Here is a 24753-nt window from a genome sequence, read left to right on the forward strand (position 1 = left end):
CTTATACGCCTTCTTTCGAGATAGGGCCTAACAGGTCGTGAACCGCTTGCTGAACGTTCGGTTGGCGCATGAAGTGCTCGCCTACGAGCACCGCTTGAGCGCCTGCCCGTCGCACGAAGTCCACGTCGTCCGTGGACGAGATCGCGCTCTCGCTGACGGCCACTACTCCTTGCGGCATAAGAGCGATTAACTCTTCCGTCACCTTCAGATCGGTTACGAACGTTTTTAAGTCCCGATTATTCACGCCTACAAGCGTTGCTTTGCCGATGTCGAGCACTGTCTCCAGCTCAGGACGGTTATGGACTTCCACGAGCACGTCCAATCCGAGATCGCGCGCCAACGTATAGAAATCGGATAGCTGGCTTTTCGTGAGAATCGCCGCGATCAGAAGAATCGCGTCCGCGCCGATCAGCCTCGCTTCGTAAATTTGCCGTTCGTCTATCGTGAAGTCCTTGCGGAGCAGAGGGACTCGAACTTGCTCTCGGATCATTTTCAAATAATCGTTGCTTCCTTGGAAGTACTCTACGTCCGTCAGCACGGAAATGCAATCCGTTCCCGCTTCTTCGTAAGCATGGGCTAGGCTGACCGGTTGAAAGTCGGGACGGATGAGCCCTTTGGACGGACTCGCTTTTTTGACTTCCGCGATTAAGCCGACCGGGCGATTGCGTCCGATCAAAGCTTGCTCGAAACCGCGGCAAGCTTGGAGGGAAGCGATCTCCCGCTCCGCACGTCCGATATGGAGCGATTGTTTAAGTAAATCCACCTCTTGTCGTTTGGTGGCGACGATGCGATCAAGAAACATAACTCACTTCTCCCGTCGTAGCAATCCATTGCTGCAATTTATCCGCCGCGCGACCGGAGTCGATCGTCGCCGCGGCAAGCTTAACGCCGTCCAACAAAGTGTCCGCCCGGCCGGCCACGTAGATGCACGCGCCTGCATTAGCCAATACGACGTTGCGGTACGCGCTCTTCTCTCCGCCGAGTACCCTGCGAATAATTTGGGCGTTCTCGATCGGGTTTCCCCCTTGCACTTCGCCGAGGGAAACGGTCGACAACCCAAGCTGTTCCGGCGTGATATCGTATGTGATCACTTCTCCGCCTTTAAGCTCTGACACTTGGGTCGGAGCCGAAATGCTGATCTCGTCGAGGCCGTCGTGGCTGCCTACGACCATCGCTCTTTTCAAGCCTAGTCTCGACAGCACTTCCGCCACCGTCGCGGTTTTCGTGCGATCGTACAAGCCGATCAGTTGACGATCCGCGTTCGCCGGGTTGGCCAACGGCCCGAGCATATTGAAGATCGTCCGAACGCCAAGCTCCCGCCGAGGAACGGCCGCGTGCTTCAAAGCCGGATGATACAGCTGCGCGAACATGAAGCAGATCCCGGTCCGATCGAGGCATTGAGCCGCTTGTTCCGCGGTCAAGTTGATGTTGACGCCTAGCGCCTCAAGCACGTCGGCGCTGCCCGCTTTGCCCGACATCGCGCGATTGCCGTGCTTGGCTACGCGGACGCCCGAAGCCGCGGCAATAATCGCCGACGCAGTCGAAATATTGAATTTATGAATTCCGGATCCTCCCGTGCCGCACGTATCGAGCAAATCCTCGTTCTCGGTCGCGACCCGGCTGGAGAACGAGCGCATCGCTTCCGCGAAACCGGTAATCTCGTCCACGGTTTCGCCTTTCATGCGAAGAGCGATTACCGTTCCGCCGATTTGCGACGGCGTCGCTTCGCCTTTCATGATCGTCGTCATCGCGCCGAAAGCTTCCTCGCGGGTAAGGTCGTATCCGCTCATTAGCTTACTCAGCGCTTGAGGCAAGGTAAATGTAATGGATTCGGTCATTTCGCTTGTTCCCCTTCCTTAATCGTAATCGAGATTCGTGCGACGGTCTCCGGCCAAAACTGCGGAGAAAACATTTTCAGTGCGTTGTGTCGTTCCGGCCGGAGGGAAAGCGGCTTCCGCGGAACGAATCGCTTTGAGCATGCCCTTCGCTTTGTTGACCGTCTCCTCGTATTCGCTCTCCGGAACCGAGTCCCATACGATGCCCGCTCCGGCTTGCACGAAAGCTTTGCCGTGCTTGAAAATAATCGTCCGAATCGTAATGCACGTGTTCAGACTGCCCGAGAATCCGAGATAACCGATCGCTCCCGCATAGGCGCCTCTCGCTTCGTTCTCCAGTTCGGCAATGATTTCCATCGCCCGAAGCTTCGGAGCGCCCGATACCGTGCCCGCCGGCAAGCAAGAAAGGAAAGCATCGTAAAAATCTTTGTCCGGACGAAGCTGGCCGGTCACGTTCGAAACGATGTGCATGACGTGGGAGTATCGCTCGACCTCCATGTAGCTGTCGCATTTCACCGAACCGAAAGTCGAGACTCTGCCGATATCGTTACGACCCAGATCGACTAGCATCACGTGCTCCGCTCTCTCCTTTTCATCGGCCAGCAGTTCTTCTTCCATTGCCAGATCTTCCTCCGGCGTCTTGCCCCGCGGCCGCGTTCCCGCGATCGGGCGATTCTCCACTTTACCGTTGTCGACCTTGACGAGCAGTTCCGGCGAAGTCCCCACGATGACTTCATCGTCAAGCTTGAGCACGTACATGTACGGCGATGGGTTCATCGTTCTTAGCACGCGATATACGTGAAGCGGATCGACGTCCGTCTCGATGTGAAAACGCTGAGATAGCACCACTTGGAAAATATCCCCTGCGCGAATATACTCTTTCGCTTGGTTGGCGTTATCGATAAATTGCTGCTTGGTTAAGTTCGACTTGATGTCCCCGAGCTCCGGATCCTGAGGCGGCGCGCCTCTGGAAGGCTGGATTGGAATGGGCTGTTGAATTCTACGAATCGTGTTGTCGATCGCGTTCAACGTTTCTTTGTACGCCGATTCGATAGCCGAGTCGGATGCACCTTCCGGAACGTGTACGTTGCCGATGACGAGCACATGCTGCTTGAAGTGGTCGAACACGATGACTTGGTCGCAGAACATGAATTGCATGTCGTCCATGTTCAAATCGTCCGTCTTGTGGGGAGGAACCTTCTTCTCGTAGTACTGCAACAAGTCGTATCCGAAAAACCCGATCGCCCCGCCCGTAAAAGGAGGAAGCTCCGGCAATGCCGGGCTCCGATAGGACCGCAGCTTCTCGCGAAGCAATTGCAACGGCTCGGTTGTCCGGTGGGACTCGACTTTACCGTTTTGCTCCAAGGTCAGTTCTTGCTTCTTCAATCGCAACACGAGAAACGGATCCGTCCCGATAAAAGAATAACGAGCCCAATTGACGCCGCCTTCCACGCTTTCCAGCAGAAAAGCGTATTTGTCCTTGCTCAGGTGCTGGAACACCCGTATCGGCGTTTCCGTATCCGCCAGCAATTTGCGCACGACGGGGATAACGTTATATTGCCCGGCCATTGCTTTAATCCCTTGCAGCTCCTGGTGATCCATCATCGTCCATCTCTCCCCTTGCCGATCGTCCGCGCGTTTGTCCGGCGAGACCTGCGGCTTTATCAGCATCTATTCCTATTTTCAACTTTTGAATTACGATATCATGCCATAAAAAAAGCACCTCTGCTCCGCAGAGATGCGCGTAATCGATAAGTGTCAGATCCCCGCTATCTTCCACGAATAAGCGTAAATACGCTTAACGCAAGGGATCGGGAAACTCCGCTCATCTATTCTCATCTCTACTCGGCTCTCGCATCCACGTAAGTTGCCGTCCCTATGGCCGACCGTTCCGCGATGCTTAATACTAAACAATATAACACCCATTCAGCTCCATCGTCAACCTGCGACGATTCGCTCTGTAACACGCTCTCAGCGTACTACACGATTAAATCCGCCAACTATTCACTCTCTAGCACGCTCCCAGCGTACTACACTAACAAATCCACCAACCAATCACGCTCTAGTACGCTCTCAGCGTACTACACAAAAAAAACCACCAACCATTCGTTCTGCAACACGCTATGAGCGTACTACACTGACAAATTTGCCATCTACTTGCCCTGTAACACGCTCCCAGCGTACTGCACGATCAAATTCACCAACCATTCGCTCTGTAACACGCTACCAGCGTACTACACGATCAAATCCACCAACTATTCGCTCTCTAACACGCGCCCAGCGTATTACATAAACATGACCACTTTCTCCAACTGTCATTTGTTTGAGAATTGATTACTGTTTCAATCCATACGTTTATTCTGCTTATCGAGAACGCAACGATGAATTGTTGTCGACAAGCTCATAAGTATGAACCCGAATAGCTCCTTCTCTCGACGGACGGATATAGTTCTTGATAACGAGCCCTCGCAAAACACCCAAACAATAGTCATGACTCGCTGCCAAGCACATTTCAGCGTCTCGCATGCGAATCGGTCTTCCCAGTACATGCATATGCCTTAAAATTTCTTTTTCGGACGGGGACAGCAATGTCTCAGCACCGCCTCCGAACTTACCATACATCTCGTACAAATTCCGACGACAAAGGTCCGGCTTTTTGTCCATTTCATCGAAGGAAAACGGGATGAAAAGGATGCCCAGAGCGCCCATCGAGCGGATTCTTACCTTCTCGAAGTCGAAACGGGGGCGGGTTATATTTTCCGCATGCGGTACGAAACCCTCCGATTCGAGACCGAAGCTTACTCTCTCGTCGAATGCATCGATATAAGCCTTCACGCCCGTTAGCGTGTAGAATTCCTTTTCCAGCTCAATTCCTTCGAACGAGCCGCGCACCGGCCAGATAATGTCCGCGAGCAGCTTTCTCTCGCCTTCTCCTTGCTTGTTCAACTGTTCAAGCCTCATCCCCGTTGCAGTCCTCTTCTGTTGTTCTAGTAGCCTGTCATAAGCCCTCTCGCCATCCGACAATTTACCCGCACTCATCCTCATAACATCCACCCCTCACTCGGAAAATAAAAAAACGCCGTCCCCTTCGAAAAGGGAAACGGCGTGTGCTTCACGCGTCATGCGTATAAGTACGATAATGATAACGAGCTTAATTGCCGACCAAGTCGGGGCGAAGCGCTTGCGCGCGGTTAAGGTACACGTGGCGGATGTCCTTCTGCGCGACGTCGGTGTTCACGAGCACCATGAGGCGGATGCATTTTTCCAAGCTGCCTTTTACCGGCACCTCTAACGAACACATCAACGGCACGAGCTCCCAACCCGCCATCTGGCGAATCGCCCTGGCGGGAAACGTCGCGTCCAAATCTTGCGTTACCGTCACGAATACGCTCGCGATATCTTCGGGCGCGAAACGGTTCACTTCGACGATCCCGTTCAAGAGTTCGATGGACGCGTCAAGTATTGCTTTTTCTTCGTTTACTTCAACCGTAATGGCTCCGCGGATTCCCCTAACGCTCATGCTTGCCTTGTCCCCTCTCTTAAACCTTCGACGATCTCCTTCACCCAAGAGGAAGGCACGTCTTTGCGAATTTCCACGCGTCCGATATCGGTAGGAACGATGAATACCATCTTCCCTTCCGCGAACTTTTTGTCGTGCATCATGGCGCTCATGATCTCGTCCGTATCCAAGTGGCTAGGAATGCGCACCGGCAACCCGAACTTCACGTGCAGCCTTTCCGTTTCCTCCGCGATCCGCTCATCGTAGCCGAACTTGGCCGCAAGACGCGCCGCGCCGACCATCCCGATGGCGATCGCTTCGCCGTGAAGCAGCTCCCCGTAACCCGCGACAGCCTCGAGAGCATGACCTATCGTATGTCCCAAGTTCAAGATTGCGCGAAGATCGTTCTCCCGCTCATCCTTCGAGACGACGATCGCTTTGATGTTGCAGCCTTCATACAACGCATAACCAAGCGCTTCCGGCTCGAGGGCAAGCAGCTGCTCCGCGTGCTCGTCGCACCAACGCACGAACTCCCCGTCCCATAGCAGGCCTTGTTTAACGAGCTCGGACAATCCGGCCCGCACTTCGCGCATCGGCAGGCTGAGAATCGTGTCAAGATCGTATAATACGAACTCAGGCTGATGGAAGGCGCCGATAATGTTCTTGGCTAGTCGATGATTAACCGCGACTTTGCCTCCGACGCTGCTATCGTGCGCCTGGATCGTCGTCGGAATTTGTACGAACCGGACGCCGCGCATATAGGAAGCCGCGACGAATCCCGCGAGGTCCCCGACGACGCCTCCGCCGAGCGCGATAACCGTGGATTTGCGGTCTAATCCCGCTTCCAAGCCCGCTCCGATCAGTTCGTCCAGCATTTCCAAAGACTTCGATGTTTCGCCCGAAGGAACGACCGCGGTAGTCACCTTATAGCCTGCCGCAGCCAACGATTCCTCAAGCTTATCCGCGTATAGGTCAACGACCGACGAATCCGTCACGAGCAGAATCGGAGACTTTACAGGCAAGCCATGCTTAAGAAATAAACTTCCCGCTTGAGCAAGCAATCCCGTACCGATGTAGATCGGGTAGGAACGTTCTCCTAAATCGACGGTTAATTCCCGAGTCCCGCCGGCCATTAGTAAGCCTCGATTTGACGGAGGTAGCTATCTAGATTCGCTTGAATCTCTTCGATCGAATCTCCGCCGAATTTCTCCAGGAACGCGTTCGCCACTTCCCAAGCGACGACGTGCTCCATCACGACGCTTGCCGCAGGAACGGCGCAAGCATCGGAACGTTCCACCTGTGCAGTAAACGGCTCCTTCGAGTCGATATCGACGCTGGCAAGCGGCTTGTAGAGCGTAGGAATCGGCTTCATCACGCCGCGCACGACGATCGGTTCGCCGTTCGTCATCCCGCCTTCAAAGCCGCCAAGCCGGTTCGATGCCCGGTAAAACCCGCGTTCTTCGCTGTACATAATCTCGTCATGCACTTTGGATCCGGGAGTACGTCCCGCTTCGAACCCGATGCCGATCTCGACGCCTTTGAAGGCGTTGATAGACATGACGGCCTGGGCGATACGTCCGTCCAGCTTGCGATCCCACTGCACGTGGCTGCCGAGTCCGATCGGCAAGCCGGTCACGATGCACTCGACTACCCCGCCGATCGTATCGCCTTCCGCTTTCATACGGTCGATCAGCTCGGTCATTTGTTGCTCCGCGACTTTGTCCGCCACTCGAACGGGGGATTGCTCCGTTACGGCGATCAATTCGTCGATCGGCAGATTGGGCGCTGCCGCAGTCACTTCTCCGATGGAGACGACGTGACCCGCGACTTTTATGCCGAATTTGCCCAGCAACTGACGAGCGATCGCTCCGACCGCTACGCGCGCAGCCGTCTCCCGCGCGCTCGAACGTTCGAGCACGTTGCGCAAGTCTTTCAAGTTATATTTCAATCCGCCGTTCAAATCGGCATGACCCGGACGTGGACGGAAAACGCGGCGTTTCGCCTCGTCACCGCCTTCGATAGGTTCTACGTTCATTACGGACGTCCAATGCTTCCAGTCCTTGTTCTCGACGACAAGCGCCACTGGCGCTCCCGTCGTGCGGCCATGCCTTACGCCGCCGACGATCTGCGCGGTATCGGTCTCGATCTGCATGCGGCGTCCCCGTCCGTGACCCTTCTGGCGACGTTGCAATTGAAAATTCAAAGCTTCGAAATCAAGCTCCAGATTGCTAGGTAATCCTTCGATAATTGCCGTAAGCTGCGGTCCGTGCGTCTCTCCCGCTGTCAAATAACGTAAACTCAAATCCGGTTCCTCCCTTTTCGCCACTACAGCCGTGAAGCCGTAAATATCTTTGATCATTATATTACAGCGTTAAAGCGTTTGACAAGAAAACAGCCCGTCACGTTCGGACGGACTGTTTCTTATCGGCTTTCGGGCGTGAAGCCCGCGATTCCCTCATGTATCCGAGCAATTCCACGTTGTCCAAGCCCAATATTTGCGCGCATTCATGCACGGATATTAATCCTCGCCTGTATGCGGCTATGACTTTGCGTTTGTCCATGGTTCCCTCCGCTTGGCTCAAGTAGCCTTATTATCGGTAGGGAGACTAGGTAACATACGCTTAATTGATTCGCCGGTAAAAAAAAGTGTCCGCGGTCTCGAGACCGTATTGTCCGGGGGAGAAGATTTGCTCCGTGCTTCCGACGAACAGCAGCCCGCCCGGCTTAAGCGAGCGCGCGAACTTGCCATATAGCTGGTGCTTCGCTTCTTCCGTAAAATAAATCATGACATTGCGGCATACGATCAGATCGAATTTGTCCCCGAATACGTCCAGCAACAAATTTTGCTTCTGCAACTTAACCGCTTTCTTCAATTGTTCGGACACTTTAAATGCGCCGTCGGATGGCGTAAAGTATTTTTTCTGGAAGTCCGCAGGCACGTCTCTAAGCGAACGTTCGAGATAAACGCCTTCTTTCGCTTTCGCGAGCACGCCGTCATCGATGTCCGTCGCCAGCAAAGAGGTGCGCTCGAGTACGCCCAAAGCATCCAAAATCATAGCTAGCGTGTACGGTTCTTCCCCGGTAGAACAAGCGGCGCTCCAAATATTCAATCGGGAATATTCCTTCATCATCTGCGGAAGGAACTTGTCCTTCAGCACCTGCCATCGGTTCGGATTGCGCCAGAACTCCGAGACGTTGATCGTCATCCGGTCCAAGAACTCGTTACGTAATCTAGCGTCCGCGGATAAAGCCTTGAAGTATTCGTTGAACGAAGCATAGCCGTATTTCATCCGCAACGTCGTTAAGCGCCGCCGCATTTGATTTTCCTTGTATTGAGACAGATCGATGGACGTCGATCGTTTAATATCGACGATAAAACGCGCGAAATCCTCATCCTCGGAGAAGCTCGCGTTCGCTAACGGTCCGGCATCTCTGTCTCCCATGACGTTGTCCTCCCTATCCTACCTTACCTTACCTAAATCCACGCCTGTATCGCTTTATCATAGGACACCAATTCCTCTTCCGAGAAAAAGATCCCGATCTCGCGTTCCGCGTTCTCGTGGGAATCCGAACCGTGAATCAAATTGAAATTCGTATGTATGGCGAAGTCGCTGCGAATCGTTCCGGGAGCGGCTTCGAGCGCGTTCGTCTTGCCGATCATCGCCCGGCACAATCCCACGGCCTGATCCCCTTCCCATACCATGGCGAACACGGGACCCGCTGTAATGAACTTGAGCAGCGGGGCGTAGAAATCTTTGCCTTCGTGCTCGGCATAATGTCTTTCCGCGAGTTCAACGGAAACTTGCATCAGCTTTGCCCCGACCAGCTTCAACCCTTTGCGTTCGAATCGGGAGACGATTTCGCCGATCAGTCCGCGTTGGACGCCGTCGGGTTTGATCATTAAGTACGTTCTTTCCATGCTATCGCTCCTTCCGGACATCTAGCGATGCCGTGTCCATTATTTTACCATAAACAAGGGACATTAATAACTTCGTTTCGCCACGAAGCGGGCAATATCGGCCAAATTTTTCTTTGCCGGAATGTCGGACAAACAATCTAGCGCCTTAAGCGCTTTGGCGATGTACCGGTCAGCTAAGATTTCCGCTTGTTTGATTCCGGCGCTCGAGCGCATGAGCTTAACGGCTTCGACCGAGCTTGCCGTCCCTTCTCCGTCGCGAATGAGCTTGATTTCCGCTAGCAGCTTGTCGCTAAGACGATCATCCTGCAAAGCGTATAGTACGGGCAACGTAATGTTGCCTTGGCGAAGATCGCTGCCCGGCGGTTTGCCGATCGCTTTCTCCGTGCCGCACAAATCGAGCAAGTCGTCCGTAATCTGAAAAGCCATCCCGACGTTATACCCAAAGCGATACAATGCATGGCTGGCGCGGGGCGGCGCATCCGTCGCCATTGCCCCTAGCTGGCAGCTGATCGCGATGAGCAACGCCGTCTTCCGACGAATCCGGCGCAAATAATTGCGAACGCTTTGTTCGACGTTGAAGAAATCTCGGATTTGTTCCATTTCTCCGATGCACATCTGTACCATGGCTCCGGACAAAATCTGATGAATGCGCGGTTTGTCTAACTCGGTAATGACCGTCAAAGCCTTGGCGTAAATATAATCGCCGGTGTACATGGCGATCCGGTTATCCCATTTGGACTTTACGGTTAGCTGGCCTCTTCTCGTTTCCGCGTCGTCTATGACGTCGTCATGCACCAGACTCGCCATGTGGATCAACTCTAGTGGAACGGCGACGCGCTTTAGCGTCTCCATCGAATAGGTTCCGAACTTCCCGGAAAGCAAGACGAAAACGGGCCTAATCCGTTTCCCTCCGGCTTTCAGAAGATGCAGCGAAGCTTCGCTTAGCATCGGCAGGTCGGAAGATACTTCTTCGGCCATCCGGTCTTCGATCGCTTGCAAATCGGACTTCATGGAAGCATACAGTTGCATTAATTTCATGAGTTCACCTGCGGTTCGGTAAGGTATCCGCCACGGGTAGTCCCGGAAACTCTTGAAGGGAAATTTCTCCGTCCATAAGTCCAAGCTCCCTTGCGTATTGAAAATAAAGGCGCAATCCGGCTTGTTGCTCCGGACCGAAATCATGGCATAGATGGCGGAAATACGTTTCCCAATAATCCGCGGTTCCGCCGATTTGGCTCATCGCTTTGTCGATGATCGGTCGCATGTCGCGATAGGACATGCTTTTGCTTGCAATCAAACCTTCATAGATGCTTTGGACGGCTTCCGGATAACGATGAGCCGTTTCTTTGCGGACGGCCCATAACGCGAAAGTCATCCAGTGCCCGGTCCACAAGTTCCATACTTCGCCCAGATCGAGCACGCGATAACCATGGTCCGTCCAAGAGGCGCGGATGGCATGATCCCCGATCAAGAGCGCGGCATCGGCGTTCTCGAGCATGTGTTCGAGCGAAGGCTCCGCATCCTCGTAAGTCGGTTTGCCGCCGTAAAATTTCTCCATGATGATCTTCAGCAAGTTAACGGACGTAGCGGACGCGGTCGTTAACGCGATTTTCCCATGGATAACTTTCTCGAGAGGGGATTTCAGGAATAGCAATATCGATTGAACGCGGCCGAACGAGCTGACCGATAAGTTAGGCAGCACGTAATACGAATCGGAAGAGATCCCGTAAGCGTAAGACGAGATTGCCGCCATATCGATCTCGCCCGCCCTGAGCTTGCGGTTAAGCTTCGCGGGCAAGTCGGAGTGAAGCTCCGTTTCGTAAGGAAGCGCGTTCGGATCGAAGTGGTGGAATACGGGCCAAGAATTCGTATAAGAAATGCGGCCGAGCTTAATCGGCCGGGCGTTGTTGTTATTCGTTTCCATCGGGCTGTCCCCATCTTTTGTAAATATGATTGTCGATCCCCATACTGTCCATCACTTTGCCGACAAGGAAATTCACGATATCTTCGATGCTTTGCGGTCCGTTGTAAAATGCCGGCATTGCGGGAATGATCCGCACGCCGAGCCTGGCAAGCTTAAGCATGTTCTCCAAATGGATCGCGTGCAGCGGCGTCTCTCTCGGCACGATCAAGAGCGGCCTGCCTTCCTTCAGCATGACGTCCGCCGCGCGTGTCAGCAGGTTCGTAGAGGCGCCGGCGGCGATCGCGGACAGCGTGCCCATCGAACAAGGCACGATCGTCATCCCCTCGCAACGGAACGATCCGCTCGCGATGCTCGCCCCAATATCGTTAAGCGGATGATAGGTCATCCGCTTCTCTTCGGGCGCGTATTCGAATTGTTCGTTCAGACAGTCGAGCCGTCTCGAAGCATCCCAACCGAGCTCTTCCTTCAACACTCGCCATCCCGCGTCCGTAACGACGAGATGCACGTGGTAACCGGCGGCGAGCAATTGCCGACATAGCGTAACGCCATAGATCGCTCCGCTAGCGCCCGTAATTCCGACGACCCATCTCGCGGAGGCGGAGAGTTGCTCCTTCGCCGCGTCCGTCTTCGTTACCACGACCTCACCACCACCAGATCAATGAAAGTGAAGAAGAAAATAACGGCGCTTAAAATGCCGTTCATCGTGAAGAAGGCCGCGTTCACCTTGCTTAAATCATTCGGTTTGACCAAACGGTGTTCGTAGAGCAGCAACGCCGCCGCCACGATCATGCCGGCGAAATACCACCAACTCAAGTCCGTTAACACCAGCAATAACGCGAAACCCGCGGCCGTTAGCGCATGAAACGCTCGCGCGATGCTAAGCCCCCGGGAAATTCCGAATCGGGAAGGAATCGAGTGCAACCCTTCCTTGCGGTCGAATTCGACGTCCTGGCAGGCATAGATAATATCGAATCCGGCCGTCCATAACGCACAAGTGATGTAAAGGATGATTGCCGTCCAAGTTACTCCGCCGGTCACGGCTACCCAGCCGCCGAGAGGGGCAAGTCCGATCGTTAATCCGAGCACGATATGGCAAGCCCAAGTGAAACGCTTCGTATAAGAATAAATGACTAGGAAAAAAACGGCCAAAGGCAGTAGCTTAACCGCTAAACTATTCAATTGGGCCGCTGCCCAGAACAATAAGACCAACGAGACGATTATAAAGGCGATGACTTCGGCCGATTTCAACAATCCCGCCGGTATGGCTCGAGTAGCCGTTCTCGGGTTGCGCGCGTCGATTCTTTTGTCGATGACCCGGTTGAGTCCCATTGCCGCCGTTCTGGCCCCGATCATCGCGAGCAAAATCCAGCCGCATTCGCTCCATTCCGGAAGCCTTTTCTCCACCGTTACGGCGCCCAGAATCGCTCCTACGAAAGCGAACGGCAGCGCGAACAGCGTATGTTCGAATTTAATCATTTCCAGAAAAACGCGTATTTTGCCTATCATGATCCTTCATTCCCCTTTGTGCCGATATGCAGCGCCGCGACCCCTCCGGTCAGCGGATATGCCTTGACGTTGCGCATTCCGACGCTGCGGAATAGCTCGGCCAGCGCTTGCAAATCCGGGAACGTCGCAAGCGACTCCGGCAGCCAGCGGTATTGTTCGTACCGTTTGACAAACCATTTGCCCATGAGCGGAAGCAGCTTCTCGAAGTAAAAATAATAAATACTTTTGAACGGTTGCCATGTCGGTTTGGAGAGCTCCAAACATACGATCTTGCCGCCCGGCTTCACTACCCGCTTCATTTCCTTTAACGTCTTGACGATATCCGGCACGTTCCTCAAACCGAAGCCGATCGTGACGAAGTCAAAGGAATTATCCGGAAAAGGAAGCTCCATGGCGTTGCCTTGTACGAGCGTAATCTGTTCTCCGAGCTTCAGCTTGTCTACCTTGGCTTGTCCGACGTCCAGCATGTTGCGGCTGAAATCGAGACCGACGGTTTGACCCGTTCGGCTTTCCTTGGCAAGCGTTATCGTCCAATCGCAGGTACCGCAGCATAAGTCTAGCGAAGTCTGACCCGGTTTCAGGTCCATTTTCCTCATCGTAAACCGCCGCCAAGCTTTATGGCGCCTGAAGCTCAGAATATCGTTCATTATATCGTACTTGGGTGCGATGCTTTCGAACACCGCATGTACGTGCTTCTGTTTGGAATCCGCGTCCATCATGATCTGTTATCCCAGCTCCTTCAATGCGGTCGCCCGTTGCTGTCCCGCCGCTTGCAGGAACGGTTCGATTAACGGCTGCAACTCGCGCAGCAGCTTATCGGATTGGAGCCGTTGAAGCAATACTTGCAGTTGTCCCGTCGATTGGCGAAGCAGGCTGCCCAGCTTCTCCGCGATGTCGTATTTGTGCATAAGCGTCTTAATAAGATTAGGATCGTCGCGACGTTCGAAAAGCATGCGGCGATCTTCCTCCGTACCTTCCTGAAGAATGTGCCACATTCCCCAGCTCTCGTCCAAGGACGACATTTTCTCGACCTTGCGCATTTCTTGCAGGAGCACTTCGCAACGGCTGAAGCGTTCCACGAGCTCAGGCCATGCGCGTTCGTATAACCCGCTCATAAATCCCGTAAACGCCAGGAAAAGCCCAGACTTAAGCTCTGCGCCGAAGTGAAGATATTCCTCTGCGTTTAATTTCATTTGTGTCATTTTGCCATACAAGCTAACTTTCAATCGGTTAATGTCGCATATGGCTTCGCTTAGTCGGCGAACCGTATCGATCTGACCGGCTTGCGAGAGCAAATGGTAAAACCGGCTGCTGAAATAATCGCCCGCGAGCACTTTCAGTTGCTGGGCCCGCATGGCTAGCAGGCCGCTTTTGGCCGCGCTTGCCCCTTGCGGAGCGTTCTCGACCATATCATGGGTATCCAAACCCATCTGTACGAGCGAAGTAACTAGCGTAAGCAACTCTTTTTGCGGGGCCGCATCCGGTTGTTGGCCTAGCACGGCGTATAGCAAAGAAATCCTGCCCTCCGGTAATTCCGGCAAATCCGTATGCAGGCTGATCATGTCATGGTTCATATACTTTCCGGTCATCTGAGTCATCCGTGCTCTATTCATTCCTACCGCCTCCGAACATGCTGCCAGGCACCTTATGCATCGATTTTGATTTCATATATTATAACATATCCTAGTTAAGCTCGCATAAGACAAGGACTTTGTTCATCAATTTGCAAAATTTGCGAGCCAGTGCTTACCTAACGGAGTAACCGAGAGTCGAATTTTGGAAGCTTGCTCGATATCCGCCAAGCGGGTAGTCAGCAAAGGATCCGCCAATTCCTCTTCGCTCCAGTCGCTCTTGCGCGTCTCCGCGGCCAGCATCAGCGAACGATTACCCCCGCTTCGGTCCACGTACACGCGGATAAGAAGTTGCTTCACGTTACGCTCCTCTGCATAAGCGAACGCGAGAAGCTTGCCCATATCGGCCCACGCGTCGATCGGAGCGTCGCCGAGCAAATCTACCGTTAGAATGGCATGATCCCATCCCACTTTAACGAGACGATCGGTTAGCGACAGCTTGGAGAGCGCGTCGACCAAATTATCGTCCGTCAACCAATTGCTCGTATTCGGCTGGAATACGGCAACCGCTTGGCGGCGTTCTTGAAACCCTCGTTCGACGGAAGGCAACCGGCTCAACGACAACACGACGACTAATCCGGCAATCAGCAATAGGCTCCATTGTTTGTACGGGATTACGGGCACGGAGAATTCCCCTTTCCGTGGAAATCTTCTTCCTTACCCATTGTACAAACAAAAAGGGCAGGCTATGCCTGCGCCCTCGCGTTCCCGTTAAGTATCCGTCTCTATCGTCCCGTATTTCGTCATGATCGTCGCTTTGCCTCTTATTTTCATCGCGGACGTATGGTCGGTGAATTGAACGATAAGCACTTCGCCTTTATCGAGCTTCTCCGTATGATGGAACTTCGTATCCTGTCCCCGCGTTAGTCCGATCACTTGCACGCCGCCGTCCTTGGCTTTGATCACGACGAAATCCTGTTGGTTCGTTTCCATATTCGTAGACCTCCTTCTTAGCCTCAGTCCATAGCCCCATCATGAAGGAAAAGCTAGAGCGCTGTCAAACAAAAACTGCTCCCCCGCAACAAGCTTGCGAGAAAGCAGTCGACGTTCATGTCATGGTCGGAACGGAGAGATTCGAACTCTCGACCTCACCCACCCCAAGGGTGCGCGCTACCGGGCTGCGCCACGTCCCGATTATTTTACGAGAGTGATTATAGCACGGAGCGTTCACCGGAGGCAATATGTTCCTTAACCTTCAAGTCTCGGACTACGAAGGAAATGGAAAGACCGCCCTCCGATGTCCGCTTCGCGGATCCCGGAGAACGGCCTATGTAACTCTAATCCTATTTGATTCCGTCTTTAAGTGCTTTACCCGGCTTGAATGCGGGGATTTTCCCGGCCGGAATCTCGATTTCCACGCCGGTTTGCGGATTGCGACCCTTACGGGCGGAGCGCTCGCGCACCTCGAAGTTGCCAAATCCAACGAGTTGTACTTTATCTCCGTTTTGCAGTGCTTCGGAGATTACATCGAATACGGCATCCACCGCTTGCGTTGCGTCTTTCTTGGACAAGTCGGCCAGTTCGGCCACTTTGGCGATCAATTCGGTTTTGTTCATTTGCATTCACCTCCCCATGCGGTTCGTGGGCATGTTATCTGTTTAACCGTTTCCACAGAAATTATACACTCCGAACGCTCGAAGTTTCAAGCAGGGCGCGATTTCCGGCCGATATTCGGCCGTTAATCGGGGTGCCCGGCAGGACGGGTTCAAGCTTTCCTGCGATTCAGATGGATGAACGTGACGGCAAGCGCGACGATGAGCACGAGCCCTTTCACGATATCGGTTTGATAATATTTGACGTTCATCATCGTTAGTCCGTTAACGAGCACGCCCATCAGAATCGCGCCGAAGAACGTCCCGATGATGTTGGGACGACCCGCCGCGAAAACGGAATAGCCGACGAATACGGCGGCAACCGACTCCATGAGCATCGGAGCGCCCGCGTCGATCTGTCCCGAACCGATCCTGGAAGCGAACAGAATGCCGCCGATCGAAGCGAATATGCCCGAAGCGACGTAAGCGTACATGCGGATCTTCTTGACCTTCACGCCCGACAGGCGAGCAGCCTCTTCGTTGCCGCCCGTCATGATCATTTGCCTGCCCCATCTCGTGTACTTGAAGAAAACATGAACGGCGGCAACCGCAACGACCATAAGCACGACGGGAAACGGAATGCCGAGCAATTTTCCCTGACCGATCCATAGGAATGCTTTGCTCATCTCTCCCGGAGCCGTGGAACCGTCGGGCATCGGCATATGGCTGTAAACGGAGTATCCCGCGGTGTAATTTTTGTGAATCCCGTTCACGAGATACATGACGGATAACGTCGCGAGCAAATCGGGTATTCGGATCTTGACGATCAACAACGAATTGATCAGTCCGATAAGCGCCCCGACCGCGATCGGCACGATCAAGACGACGACAAGCGGCATCTCGTACCATACCATGAGCGAAGCCGTAATAACGGTCGACAGAGATACGGTAGCGCTAACGGACAGATCGAATCCGTCTACCAACAAAGAAATCGTCACGCCTATCGCCACGAATGTCACGATGGAAATGGAACGCAGGATGTCGGTCAAGTTGCTATAAGTAAAGAAATACTGGTTATACAGGGAAAAGAACAAAATAACCAAACCGATGAACAGCAGCGCTCCGTATTTGAACGAGAACGGCAGCAAATGTTTTCTCAAGCCAATTCCTCCCGGACCGCGCTGGCGAACTTCAGCAAGTCTTCATGCGTAGCTTCTCCGCGGTTGAATGATTTTACGATCGAGCCGTCGCACATGACGAGAATTCGATCCGCCAATCCTAGCGCTTCGTCGAATTCGCAGGTTAAATACAATATTCCTTTGCCTTGCTGCGCTAGCGTGCCGATAATGCGGAAAATATCTCTCTTGGCGCCGACGTCAACCCCTTTGGTAGGCTCGTCGAACACGAACACGTCCGCATCCGTTTCAAGCCACTTGCCTATCGCGACCTTCTGTTGGTTGCCCCCGCTTAAGAAAGCGGTTTGTTGGGTCGCCGACGAGGTTTTGATTCCGAGATCCGAGATCTGTCTATTCGCCAGTTCGCGCTCGCGTTTGCCCGATAGAATACCCAGACGACTGATCGCCCGCAGCACCGGTACGCTCAAATTATGAAGAACGGATTCTCTCACGAAAATCCCTTCCTTCCGCCGCTCTTCGGGAACCAATGCAATTCCCGCGCGAACGGCTTCCGCCGGACTTGCGAGCTTCGCCGATTTGCCGTTTACGGCTACCGTACCCCGATCTATGGGATCCGCTCCGAACAACGCGCGCGACAGCTCCGTCTTGCCTGCCCCTACGAGCCCTACGACCGCGACGATCTCGCCCTGCCTTACTTCTAGATCTACTCCGCGCACCCGTTTGCCGGCTTCTAGACGCGCTACCGTCAACACAGGCTTACCTATGTCTGCCTGCAGCTTCGGGAACTCCTCCTCGAAGCTTCGGCCGAGCATAGCCTTGACGATGCCTTGGGAATCGATCTCTTCCTTCCTTACGGTGAGCACGCGCTCTCCGTCCCGCATGACCGTGATCCTGTCGCTGATCCGGAGCACTTCCGGAAGCCGGTGAGAGATAAAGATAACCCCGATGCCATCCGATTTCAATCCTTGCATGATTCCGAACAGCTTTTCCGTTTCCTCTAGGCTCAGGGGCGCCGTCGGTTCGTCGAGAATGACGAACTTCGCCTTCTGCGCCGACAATCTAGCAATGAGCACGAGCTGCTTCTCGGACAACGTCAAATCTCGTACCAATGTTCTCGGAGAGATATGCAGCCCTAATCTTTCGAGAACCGCGCTTGCTTCGTCGTGCAGCTTTCCCCAGCTTAACCACGCTTTCCCCTTCGGAGAAGCGAGGTTGTCGAGGAAGATGTTCTCCGAGACGGTTAGATGGGCGACAAGAGACGTATCCACTTCCTGATAGACGCAATGGATGCCGGCAGCCTTGGAGTCGGAAGGGGAACGGAACGCATGCGAGACGCCTCCCGCTTCGATGTTCCCTTCGTCCGTTTCGTAAGCACCCGACAGGATTTTCATTAGCGTGCTTTTACCTGCGCCGTTCGCCCCTAGCAAAGCATGAATTTCACCGCCTCGAACGTTAAAATCGACGCCCTTCAAAGCAGGAACACCGGCGAACGATTTGGAGATCTTGCTCATGTTCAATTCCGAAACCGGCTGATTGCCCAACATGGCAGCGTCGCCCCTTCCCAAGTCGTGAATATCGTAAACGCGGCTAGGACAGCAGGAAACGGCGCGGTTAATATCCGCGCCGTGCCGTACCGAGCCTTAGGCTTTCCAGTCTATCTATCTCTTATTTCGCGCCTACGGACGTTTCCAGTTCTTTCAGATATTCCGTGTTGCCTAGATCGCTGCTTCCCCATCCCGGTACGTACTGGGAAAGATCGGCGGTCGTAATCACTTTGTCTTTCGGCAAAGCGTCGCGGTGGACGAATACGGGCTCCAATTGAACTTCAGGAGGCGTAGCGTCGCCATTGAACTTCTGGTAAAGGAAACGCACTTGCACGGTTCCGATGGAAGTCGGGTCAACGGCCGCCGAAGCAACCCACGGGCTTGTCGGATCTTGAATCATTTTCAGATCCTCGTCGCTAAGATCGATGCCGTATACTTTGATTTCGTCGCGTCCGGCTTGTTTGATCGCATTGGCCGCGCCTTTGGCGAACTCGTCCCAAGCGGCCCAAACCGCCGTGATATCGCCTTTTTTCGGGTGCTGTTTCAGTACGGCTTCCAATTTGTTCTGCGTATCCAACTGCGGATTGCTTGCGTCGCCGAAAGCGGCGATTTCTTTAATTTCCGGGTACTTCTCGATGAAGGCTTTGTAAGAGATTTGACGGCTTTCCATCGGAGGGAATCCGGCAACCCACACTTTAACGATATTGCCTTTGCCGCCCGCTTCCTCGGCCAGCTTCTCGAGCGTGAACTCGGCCAGCTGTTGGTCGTTCTGCGCAAGGTTCGTGATTCCTTCGATCGAGTTCAACCCGGAATCGAACGCTACGATCGGGATACCTGCCGCTTTGGCGTTGTTCAAGCCGTTCGTAAGCGCGGCCAAGTCACCGTGATCGACCAGAATCCCGTCGAACTTCTGATTCACCGCGGAATCCAAGTTAGCCGCCATTTTGGATAGATCGTTATCGGATGCAAGCACCGTTACTTCTCCGCCGTATTTCGCGACTTGTTTCTTTACTCCGTCTACGTATTGCGCCGAGAAAGTACCCGTGTTGAAACGCATGACGAGCGCGATTTTCTTGCCTTTAAGCGATTCTACGGACGATGAACCGTCCGAAGACGCGGAAGCCGATGCCGATGGAGTATCGGATGCCGGCGCGGAACTCGATGCATTGTTTTTTTCTTTGTTGCCGCAAGCCGCGAGCACCAATACGAGCACAAGCGTTAATGCGAGCAATGTTCCTTTGAAATTACGTTGTTTCATTCTCTGTATGCCTCCCCATTCTATCACCCAAGTTAGGATAGAATTACTATAAACCGCTATTCCGAGTATGTCAATCGGTTTTTATTAAATTATTATCTTTTACTGTAGCAATAAGGCTCCAGGCTTTTTCCACCCCTCATATTAGGGCATTTGTCCATTGTTGACAATAAGGTTTTCGATAAATTCCGACAATAGACGCATGCGTAAATGCTTACATTTCCTATTGTGGTTCGGAGACGCCATTTCAACGCGAAAAAAGCCTGGGGACGGCTCATGTGCCGTCCCCAGGCTTCGCTTATCGTATTACAGGATAATGGCGATTAATCCGCCCGAACCTTCGTTAATGATGCGTCCGAGCGTTTCCTGCAGCTTGTAACGCGCATTGTCCGGCATCATCGCGATTTTGCCTTGGATGCCCTCGCGCACGATCGAATGGAGCGACCTTCCGAAGATGTCGGACTCCCAGATCTTGATCGGATCCTTCTCGAAGTCTTGCATCAAGTAGCGCACGAGCTCCTCGCTTTGCTTCTCCGTTCCGATTATCGGCGCGAATTCCGATTCGACGTCGACCCGGATCATGTGAATCGAAGGCGCCGTCGCTTTCAGCCTAACGCCGAAACGAGAGCCTTGACGGATCAACTCCGGCTCGTCGAGCACCATTTCCGCAAGCGAAGGAGCGGCGATGCCGTATCCGGTCGTTTTGACCATTTCCAGCGCTTCGGCGAACCGATCGTATTCGCGTTTCGCGTGCGAGAACTCCTGCATGAGCTGAAGCAAGTGATCTTTGCCGCGAATTTCGGTACCCACGACTTCCATCAAAATTTTGTCGTAGAGCTCGTCGGGCGCGTAAAGGTCGATTTCCGCGACGCCTTGGCCCATGTTCATGCCGCTGAGACCGGCACGGGCGACGAAATCGTATTCCATGAATTGCGCGACGACCCGCTCGACGTCCCGCAGGCGACGGATGTCTTTGACCGTGTCGCGAACGGAATTCTCGAAGCTAGTTCGAAGCCAATGATTCTCGTTAAGTACCATAACCCAGCTCGGAAGGTTGACGTTGACTTCGTGAACGGGGAACTCGTAGAGTACCTCGCGAAGCACGCCCATGACTTCCTCTTCCCCCATCGTGGCGGCGCTTACGGCCATGACCGGGATATCGTATTTCGCGGCGAGCTCGTTGCGAAGCGACTGCGCTTCTTCGCTCTTCGGCCGCGAGGAGTTGACAATCAATACGAACGGCTTGCCGACTTCCTTCAACTCGTTAATGACTCTTTCTTCCGCGTCGATATAGGAGCTGCGAGGAATTTCCGCGATCGATCCATCCGTCGTCACGACGACTCCGAGCGTCGAGTGCTCTTGGATGACTTTACGCGTACCGATCTCGGCCGCTTCTTGGAACGGAATCGGGTCCTCGAACCAAGGCGTAGTAATCATGCGCGGTCCGCCTTCGTCCTCGAAGCCCTTCGCGCCTTCCACGGTGTAGCCAACGCAATCAACCAAACGCACGTTGACTTCCAAGCCTTCGGCGACTTTGAGCTGTACCGCGTTGTTCGGCACGAATTTCGGTTCCGTCGTCATGATCGTGCGTCCTGCCGCGCTCTGCGGGAGTTCGTCGATCGCGCGGACCCGATCCGCTTCGTGCGCAATATTAGGTAAAACAACGGTTTCCATAAACCGTTTGATAAAGGTCGATTTGCCCGTGCGGACGGCACCCACGACCCCGAGGTAGATGTCGCCGCCGGTGCGTTCGGCGATATCCTTGAAAATGTCCACTTTTTCCACTGAGATTCCCTCCCATCGTAATCGCGAAACTTTCGTGACCCGCCTTCAGGGCGGAACTCGTACACGAACTTGGACTAGTAACATTGTATGTGCGAATGTCCCGATTATGACGCCGCCCGCACAAAATGTTTGCCCTGTCGGCATAACTCCGCCGCGCCCCTGTTGTTTCCCCCATGAGCATATGATAGAAGGAAGAACCGTATGTCAGCTTGGAAAATATTTTGTGTTCGGTACGCGATTGCCGAAAAGATAGGATGATAGTATATTTTGGGAGTACCCATAACGAAAGGATGATTCCGATGCTTCAAAGACAGAAGTTCATATCCGTAATTTTGATCGGCTGCTTATTACTGGCTTTTTCCTCCCCTGCTCAAGCCCAATCCGTTACGAATCAAGTGTATTCCGATTTTCAAGTCGTAACCCTGGCCTTAAAAATAGCGGCCGACGACAAACGCTTAACCGTCAGTTTCCCTAAAGCATTCTCGGACAACGTAGACGCGTCTTCCTTCGAGTTCTCGATTCAGGAAACCTCCGGCTCCAAGCTATCGGCACCCGTCAGCTTAACCGCGAGTTCGATTAAATCCGCGACCGTCTCCTACGCGTTCAATAACCTTACGAATAAGACGGCGTATCGAATACAAGTAACGGCTTATTCGGAAGACGGAGATATCGTCGCCCAAGGCAGCGCAAACGGAACTCCGGTTGCGAAACTTCCCATTACGGGCGTAACGTCGAAGGCGGGAGACGGCACCCTCTCGATCACGTTCAATAAGTTAACCGGAGTTGCTCCTACCTCCTATCAAATTCAATATTGGTCCAAAAAAGACGCAAAAGGCAATCCGATCTGGGAAAAGCCGATCACGATTAAAGCTTCTTCCCTAACGAAAGCGACTTTTACATACACTTTCACGAAGCTAAAAAACGGAACGCTCTACCACTTCAACCTATCCGCCGAGAAAAACGGAGATACGGTCGCCCTTACCTCCAACGTAACGGCAATGCCGAAAGCACCGGTCAAGAAAAAGTAACTCCGAATCATCGCCTATCAAAAAAGCCGCGCTCCGGAACGTTCTTGTCGAACGATCTGGAGAGCGGCTTTTATTGCAGAGCCTCGAATTAAGAATTCGCGGCGACGGCCCGCGGTTCGCCGTCCACCCAATGATAGACGGGGGAACGGACGGGAACGTAATAAGATTGCTCGATCAATACGCGTCGCATATCTTCGTCAGCCTTGGGCTGGGCGTTCGATTTGTTGACGGCCGTGGCGATATCGATCCCGTAATCGACGAGAACCCGTCCTTGGGAGTCCAGCATCAGATTCAACGCTTGATGCGAATACATGCTCATCACATCGGGAGACGAGATGCCTAGCTTGGAGAAATCGACCGAAGGAAAACCGGGATAGAGCTCGTCTCCCGCCGGATTACGATCTCCGTGGGCTACGCGGTATTCGTCAACCTTCTTCTGCACTCCCCCGACGGTTTGATAGATCGCCAAGTCCAGCAATTTGACCTGAGGTTTCGTTTCCTCGTCGATAATTAGAAACTGATAGGAGCCTCCGTTTTCGAAGGCTGCGGACGGAACTTGTCCGATAAAGCCCATTCTCTTCAGCTTGCCGAAGTCTATTTTATATTTCTCGTACAACGGAATCGACTCCGAAGCATTCTGAATCGGCAATAGCCCCGTTTGCGCTTGGTAACGGTCGATCGCGTCTTGTACGGTAAGGACCGCCTGCCTAGCCGACACGTCGTTGCCCGGCGTTTGGTCGCTTGGATATAAACAGCCCGATAACGTAAGCATAACGATGCACATAAAACTTAATGCAACCGCTCGGGAAAGAAAACGAACCTTCATTCCATATCCTCCTGTTTGGCCTCATTTCCACCAATCGTCTTCCTGTTGTTCGGCGAGCTTCTTGCGAATTGCCGCTTTTAAAGGATCTTCCGGCACGGTTACCGTTACATCGCCCTTAATTCTGGACTGGCAAGACAAACGCGTGCCTTCATCGAGCAGACTAGCGCCGAGTTTATAAGATTCCGCGGTCGTCGGCGGGTGAAGCGACGCGGCCTGGTCATCGGAGACGCATACTTTGCACATGAGACAGCCCGCCACCCCTCCGCAACGGGTGCGAATGCTAACGCCCGCTCGGCGCGAAGCATCAAGCAAAGTCGTTCCCGTACGTACGGAGACGCTTCGGCCATCCGGCAGGAAAGTCACTTTATGCTGGGCGTAATTACTCATGTCCGCCCCTCCCCGTCGCTTGGGTGGCTATAGCTATCGCTTCTGCCGCCACGGCGGCGGAAATCCGGTTTTTGCGAAGCAGATCATTCAGCAACGGCAAGTGCCGCTCCGTCCGTTCTATGATCAGACCTCCCGCGATCAGGGCGCGGTCCTTGCGTTCTCTGAGCAAGTTAAAGATGAGCTCATGACCGAGAGGAACGATCGGGATATCGCGTCCATTAACTTGAGCCCGATCTCTGTTCGGAAATAAGAAATCCGCGACTTCCGTTTGATAGACCGAATCGAGAGCCGTTACGCGAAAATCGCCGACGACTTCGATCGATGCATCCTCGATCTGATAATGCGATAGAATGGAATCATACCGCTCCGTCCGGTCTGACTTGGGGCCGTCGATCGTAAATGCCCGCAGCCTATCGTGAATGAGCCGAATATCCTTTTGATCCGCGTAAATATCGATATCGCGAGGCGCTCGTTCGAGCTTCGCACCTCGAAGCGCCAGTCCCGTGCTGCCCCCGACAACCCAACTTGCATCGCAGCCCTCCAGCAATTCCGCGACACGCGAAATCGCCGATTCCGGAACATCTCCGCTCATGAGGAACCACTTCCATTCTTCGTTCTTTCGTTCCTATCAAAAATAGGTCTTGTTCTTCGCATGAATCTCGCCGGCTTTCTCGACGATAGCCTGGCACCCTAAACGGTATCCCGCCTCAAGCTCGTCCGGGCCAAGCCGGTCCCATTCGGCGTCGCTAAATTCGGATAACAGCTCCATACCTTCGGTGATAATGCACCTGCACCTCGCGCAAGTACCCTTAGAGCAATTGAATTGCCAATCGACGGACGCCCCCTGGGCAAGCTCGAGCAGGCTTTGTCCTACTTCCGGTTCGACGGTTCTCGTAAGGGTTCGTCCGGTTAACGTAAGCAAGTCTAGTCCCCCCGAATCGACAAA

The 24753-nt window shown here is 53.5% G+C and carries 28 protein-coding genes and 1 tRNA gene; 1 reads left to right on the forward strand and 28 read right to left on the reverse strand.

Features of this window, described 5'->3' with window-relative positions:
- Position 1: 1 nt before the first annotated feature.
- The 24 genes from trpC to spoIVA all read right to left on the reverse strand — a co-directional run bounded on the left by trpC (position 2) and on the right by spoIVA (position 21566).
- Complete coding sequence (trpC, locus tag D7Z26_RS03410) at positions 2–802, reverse strand: indole-3-glycerol phosphate synthase TrpC (protein WP_120974663.1); 801 nt, start codon at positions 800–802, stop codon at positions 2–4.
- Positions 792–1838 (reverse strand): anthranilate phosphoribosyltransferase, encoded by a 1047-nt coding sequence (gene trpD / locus D7Z26_RS03415; protein ID WP_120974664.1) that lies wholly within the window; start codon positions 1836–1838, stop codon positions 792–794. The genes trpC and trpD overlap by 11 nt, the downstream gene beginning before the upstream one ends.
- Positions 1839–1856: 18 nt before the next feature.
- Positions 1857–3437: an anthranilate synthase component I gene (trpE, locus tag D7Z26_RS03420; RefSeq protein ID WP_120975009.1), complete on the reverse strand. Its 1581-nt coding sequence runs from the start codon at positions 3435–3437 to the stop codon at positions 1857–1859.
- A 762-nt stretch (positions 3438–4199) separates the two neighbouring features.
- Positions 4200–4874: a hypothetical protein gene (locus tag D7Z26_RS03425; protein ID WP_158602176.1), complete on the reverse strand. Its 675-nt coding sequence runs from the start codon at positions 4872–4874 to the stop codon at positions 4200–4202.
- A 112-nt stretch (positions 4875–4986) separates the two neighbouring features.
- A complete protein-coding gene (gene aroH / locus D7Z26_RS03430; protein ID WP_120974666.1) occupies positions 4987–5355 on the reverse strand; it encodes a chorismate mutase in 369 nt (122 codons plus the stop codon).
- Positions 5352–6467: a 3-dehydroquinate synthase gene (aroB, locus tag D7Z26_RS03435; protein ID WP_120974667.1), complete on the reverse strand. Its 1116-nt coding sequence runs from the start codon at positions 6465–6467 to the stop codon at positions 5352–5354. The genes aroH and aroB overlap by 4 nt, the downstream gene beginning before the upstream one ends.
- Positions 6467–7636 (reverse strand): chorismate synthase, encoded by a 1170-nt coding sequence (gene aroC, locus D7Z26_RS03440; RefSeq protein WP_120975010.1) that lies wholly within the window; start codon positions 7634–7636, stop codon positions 6467–6469. The genes aroB and aroC overlap by 1 nt, the downstream gene beginning before the upstream one ends.
- A 97-nt stretch (positions 7637–7733) precedes the next feature.
- Positions 7734–7895: a hypothetical protein gene (locus tag D7Z26_RS27410; RefSeq protein WP_199731649.1), complete on the reverse strand. Its 162-nt coding sequence runs from the start codon at positions 7893–7895 to the stop codon at positions 7734–7736.
- Positions 7896–7955: 60 nt separating this feature from the next.
- Positions 7956–8777, reverse strand: a complete 822-nt coding sequence (locus D7Z26_RS03445) for a CheR family methyltransferase (RefSeq protein ID WP_120974668.1) — start codon at positions 8775–8777, stop codon at positions 7956–7958.
- A 32-nt stretch (positions 8778–8809) separates the two neighbouring features.
- A complete protein-coding gene (ndk, locus tag D7Z26_RS03450) occupies positions 8810–9253 on the reverse strand; it encodes a nucleoside-diphosphate kinase (RefSeq protein WP_120974669.1) in 444 nt (147 codons plus the stop codon).
- A gap of 63 nt (positions 9254–9316) precedes the next feature.
- Positions 9317–10291, reverse strand: coding sequence for a heptaprenyl diphosphate synthase component II (gene hepT, locus D7Z26_RS03455; protein ID WP_120974670.1), 975 nt, complete (start codon positions 10289–10291; stop codon positions 9317–9319).
- Between the two features lie 4 nt (positions 10292–10295).
- Complete coding sequence (locus tag D7Z26_RS03460; protein ID WP_120974671.1) at positions 10296–11177, reverse strand: menaquinone biosynthetic enzyme MqnA/MqnD family protein; 882 nt, start codon at positions 11175–11177, stop codon at positions 10296–10298.
- Positions 11164–11814 (reverse strand): UbiX family flavin prenyltransferase, encoded by a 651-nt coding sequence (locus D7Z26_RS03465; RefSeq protein ID WP_120974672.1) that lies wholly within the window; start codon positions 11812–11814, stop codon positions 11164–11166. The genes D7Z26_RS03460 and D7Z26_RS03465 overlap by 14 nt, the downstream gene beginning before the upstream one ends.
- Complete coding sequence (locus D7Z26_RS03470; protein ID WP_120974673.1) at positions 11808–12683, reverse strand: UbiA-like polyprenyltransferase; 876 nt, start codon at positions 12681–12683, stop codon at positions 11808–11810. Before D7Z26_RS03470 ends, D7Z26_RS03465 begins: the two co-directional genes overlap by 7 nt.
- Entirely contained in the window at positions 12680–13399 is a 720-nt protein-coding gene (locus D7Z26_RS03475) for a demethylmenaquinone methyltransferase (RefSeq protein ID WP_120975011.1), read from the reverse strand. Before D7Z26_RS03475 ends, D7Z26_RS03470 begins: the two co-directional genes overlap by 4 nt.
- A gap of 9 nt (positions 13400–13408) precedes the next feature.
- Positions 13409–14296, reverse strand: coding sequence for a heptaprenyl diphosphate synthase component 1 (locus tag D7Z26_RS03480; RefSeq protein WP_120974674.1), 888 nt, complete (start codon positions 14294–14296; stop codon positions 13409–13411).
- A gap of 105 nt (positions 14297–14401) precedes the next feature.
- Positions 14402–14938, reverse strand: a complete 537-nt coding sequence (locus tag D7Z26_RS03485; protein WP_120974675.1) for a hypothetical protein — start codon at positions 14936–14938, stop codon at positions 14402–14404.
- Between the two features lie 87 nt (positions 14939–15025).
- The gene (gene mtrB / locus D7Z26_RS03490) at positions 15026–15247 is read right to left on the reverse strand and encodes a trp RNA-binding attenuation protein MtrB (protein WP_120974676.1); all 222 of its coding nucleotides are present in this window, start codon (positions 15245–15247) and stop codon (positions 15026–15028) included.
- A gap of 123 nt (positions 15248–15370) precedes the next feature.
- A tRNA-Pro gene (locus D7Z26_RS03495) sits at positions 15371–15447 on the reverse strand.
- A 150-nt stretch (positions 15448–15597) separates the two neighbouring features.
- Positions 15598–15870: an HU family DNA-binding protein gene (locus D7Z26_RS03500; protein ID WP_120974677.1), complete on the reverse strand. Its 273-nt coding sequence runs from the start codon at positions 15868–15870 to the stop codon at positions 15598–15600.
- A gap of 149 nt (positions 15871–16019) precedes the next feature.
- On the reverse strand, positions 16020–17006 hold the full coding sequence (locus D7Z26_RS03505; protein ID WP_120974678.1) for an ABC transporter permease: 987 nt from the start codon (positions 17004–17006) through the stop codon (positions 16020–16022).
- Positions 17003–18526 (reverse strand): sugar ABC transporter ATP-binding protein, encoded by a 1524-nt coding sequence (locus tag D7Z26_RS03510; protein WP_233566590.1) that lies wholly within the window; start codon positions 18524–18526, stop codon positions 17003–17005. The genes D7Z26_RS03505 and D7Z26_RS03510 overlap by 4 nt, the downstream gene beginning before the upstream one ends.
- A 121-nt stretch (positions 18527–18647) precedes the next feature.
- Entirely contained in the window at positions 18648–19784 is a 1137-nt protein-coding gene (locus D7Z26_RS03515; RefSeq protein WP_120974679.1) for a sugar ABC transporter substrate-binding protein, read from the reverse strand.
- A 303-nt stretch (positions 19785–20087) separates the two neighbouring features.
- Positions 20088–21566: a stage IV sporulation protein A gene (gene spoIVA / locus D7Z26_RS03520; protein ID WP_120974680.1), complete on the reverse strand. Its 1479-nt coding sequence runs from the start codon at positions 21564–21566 to the stop codon at positions 20088–20090.
- A 299-nt stretch (positions 21567–21865) separates the two neighbouring features.
- On the opposite strand from spoIVA, the gene D7Z26_RS03525 reads away from it, so the two are divergent.
- Positions 21866–22594, forward strand: coding sequence for a fibronectin type III domain-containing protein (locus D7Z26_RS03525; RefSeq protein ID WP_158602177.1), 729 nt, complete (start codon positions 21866–21868; stop codon positions 22592–22594).
- Between the two features lie 88 nt (positions 22595–22682).
- Here D7Z26_RS03525 and D7Z26_RS03530 read toward each other — a convergent pair whose 3' ends face one another.
- The 4 genes from D7Z26_RS03530 to D7Z26_RS03545 are packed head-to-tail and all read right to left on the reverse strand — an operon-like array spanning position 22683 to position 24729.
- Complete coding sequence (locus D7Z26_RS03530) at positions 22683–23420, reverse strand: hypothetical protein (protein ID WP_120974682.1); 738 nt, start codon at positions 23418–23420, stop codon at positions 22683–22685.
- Positions 23421–23441: 21 nt separating this feature from the next.
- A complete protein-coding gene (locus tag D7Z26_RS03535; RefSeq protein WP_120974683.1) occupies positions 23442–23807 on the reverse strand; it encodes a 2Fe-2S iron-sulfur cluster-binding protein in 366 nt (121 codons plus the stop codon).
- Complete coding sequence (locus tag D7Z26_RS03540) at positions 23800–24399, reverse strand: nucleotidyltransferase domain-containing protein (protein WP_120974684.1); 600 nt, start codon at positions 24397–24399, stop codon at positions 23800–23802. Before D7Z26_RS03540 ends, D7Z26_RS03535 begins: the two co-directional genes overlap by 8 nt.
- A gap of 36 nt (positions 24400–24435) precedes the next feature.
- Positions 24436–24729: a 2Fe-2S iron-sulfur cluster-binding protein gene (locus D7Z26_RS03545; RefSeq protein ID WP_120974685.1), complete on the reverse strand. Its 294-nt coding sequence runs from the start codon at positions 24727–24729 to the stop codon at positions 24436–24438.
- Positions 24730–24753: the final 24 nt, after the last annotated feature.

Source organism: Cohnella endophytica (genome assembly GCF_003628305.1).
GTDB lineage: Bacteria > Bacillota > Bacilli > Paenibacillales > Paenibacillaceae > Cohnella > Cohnella endophytica.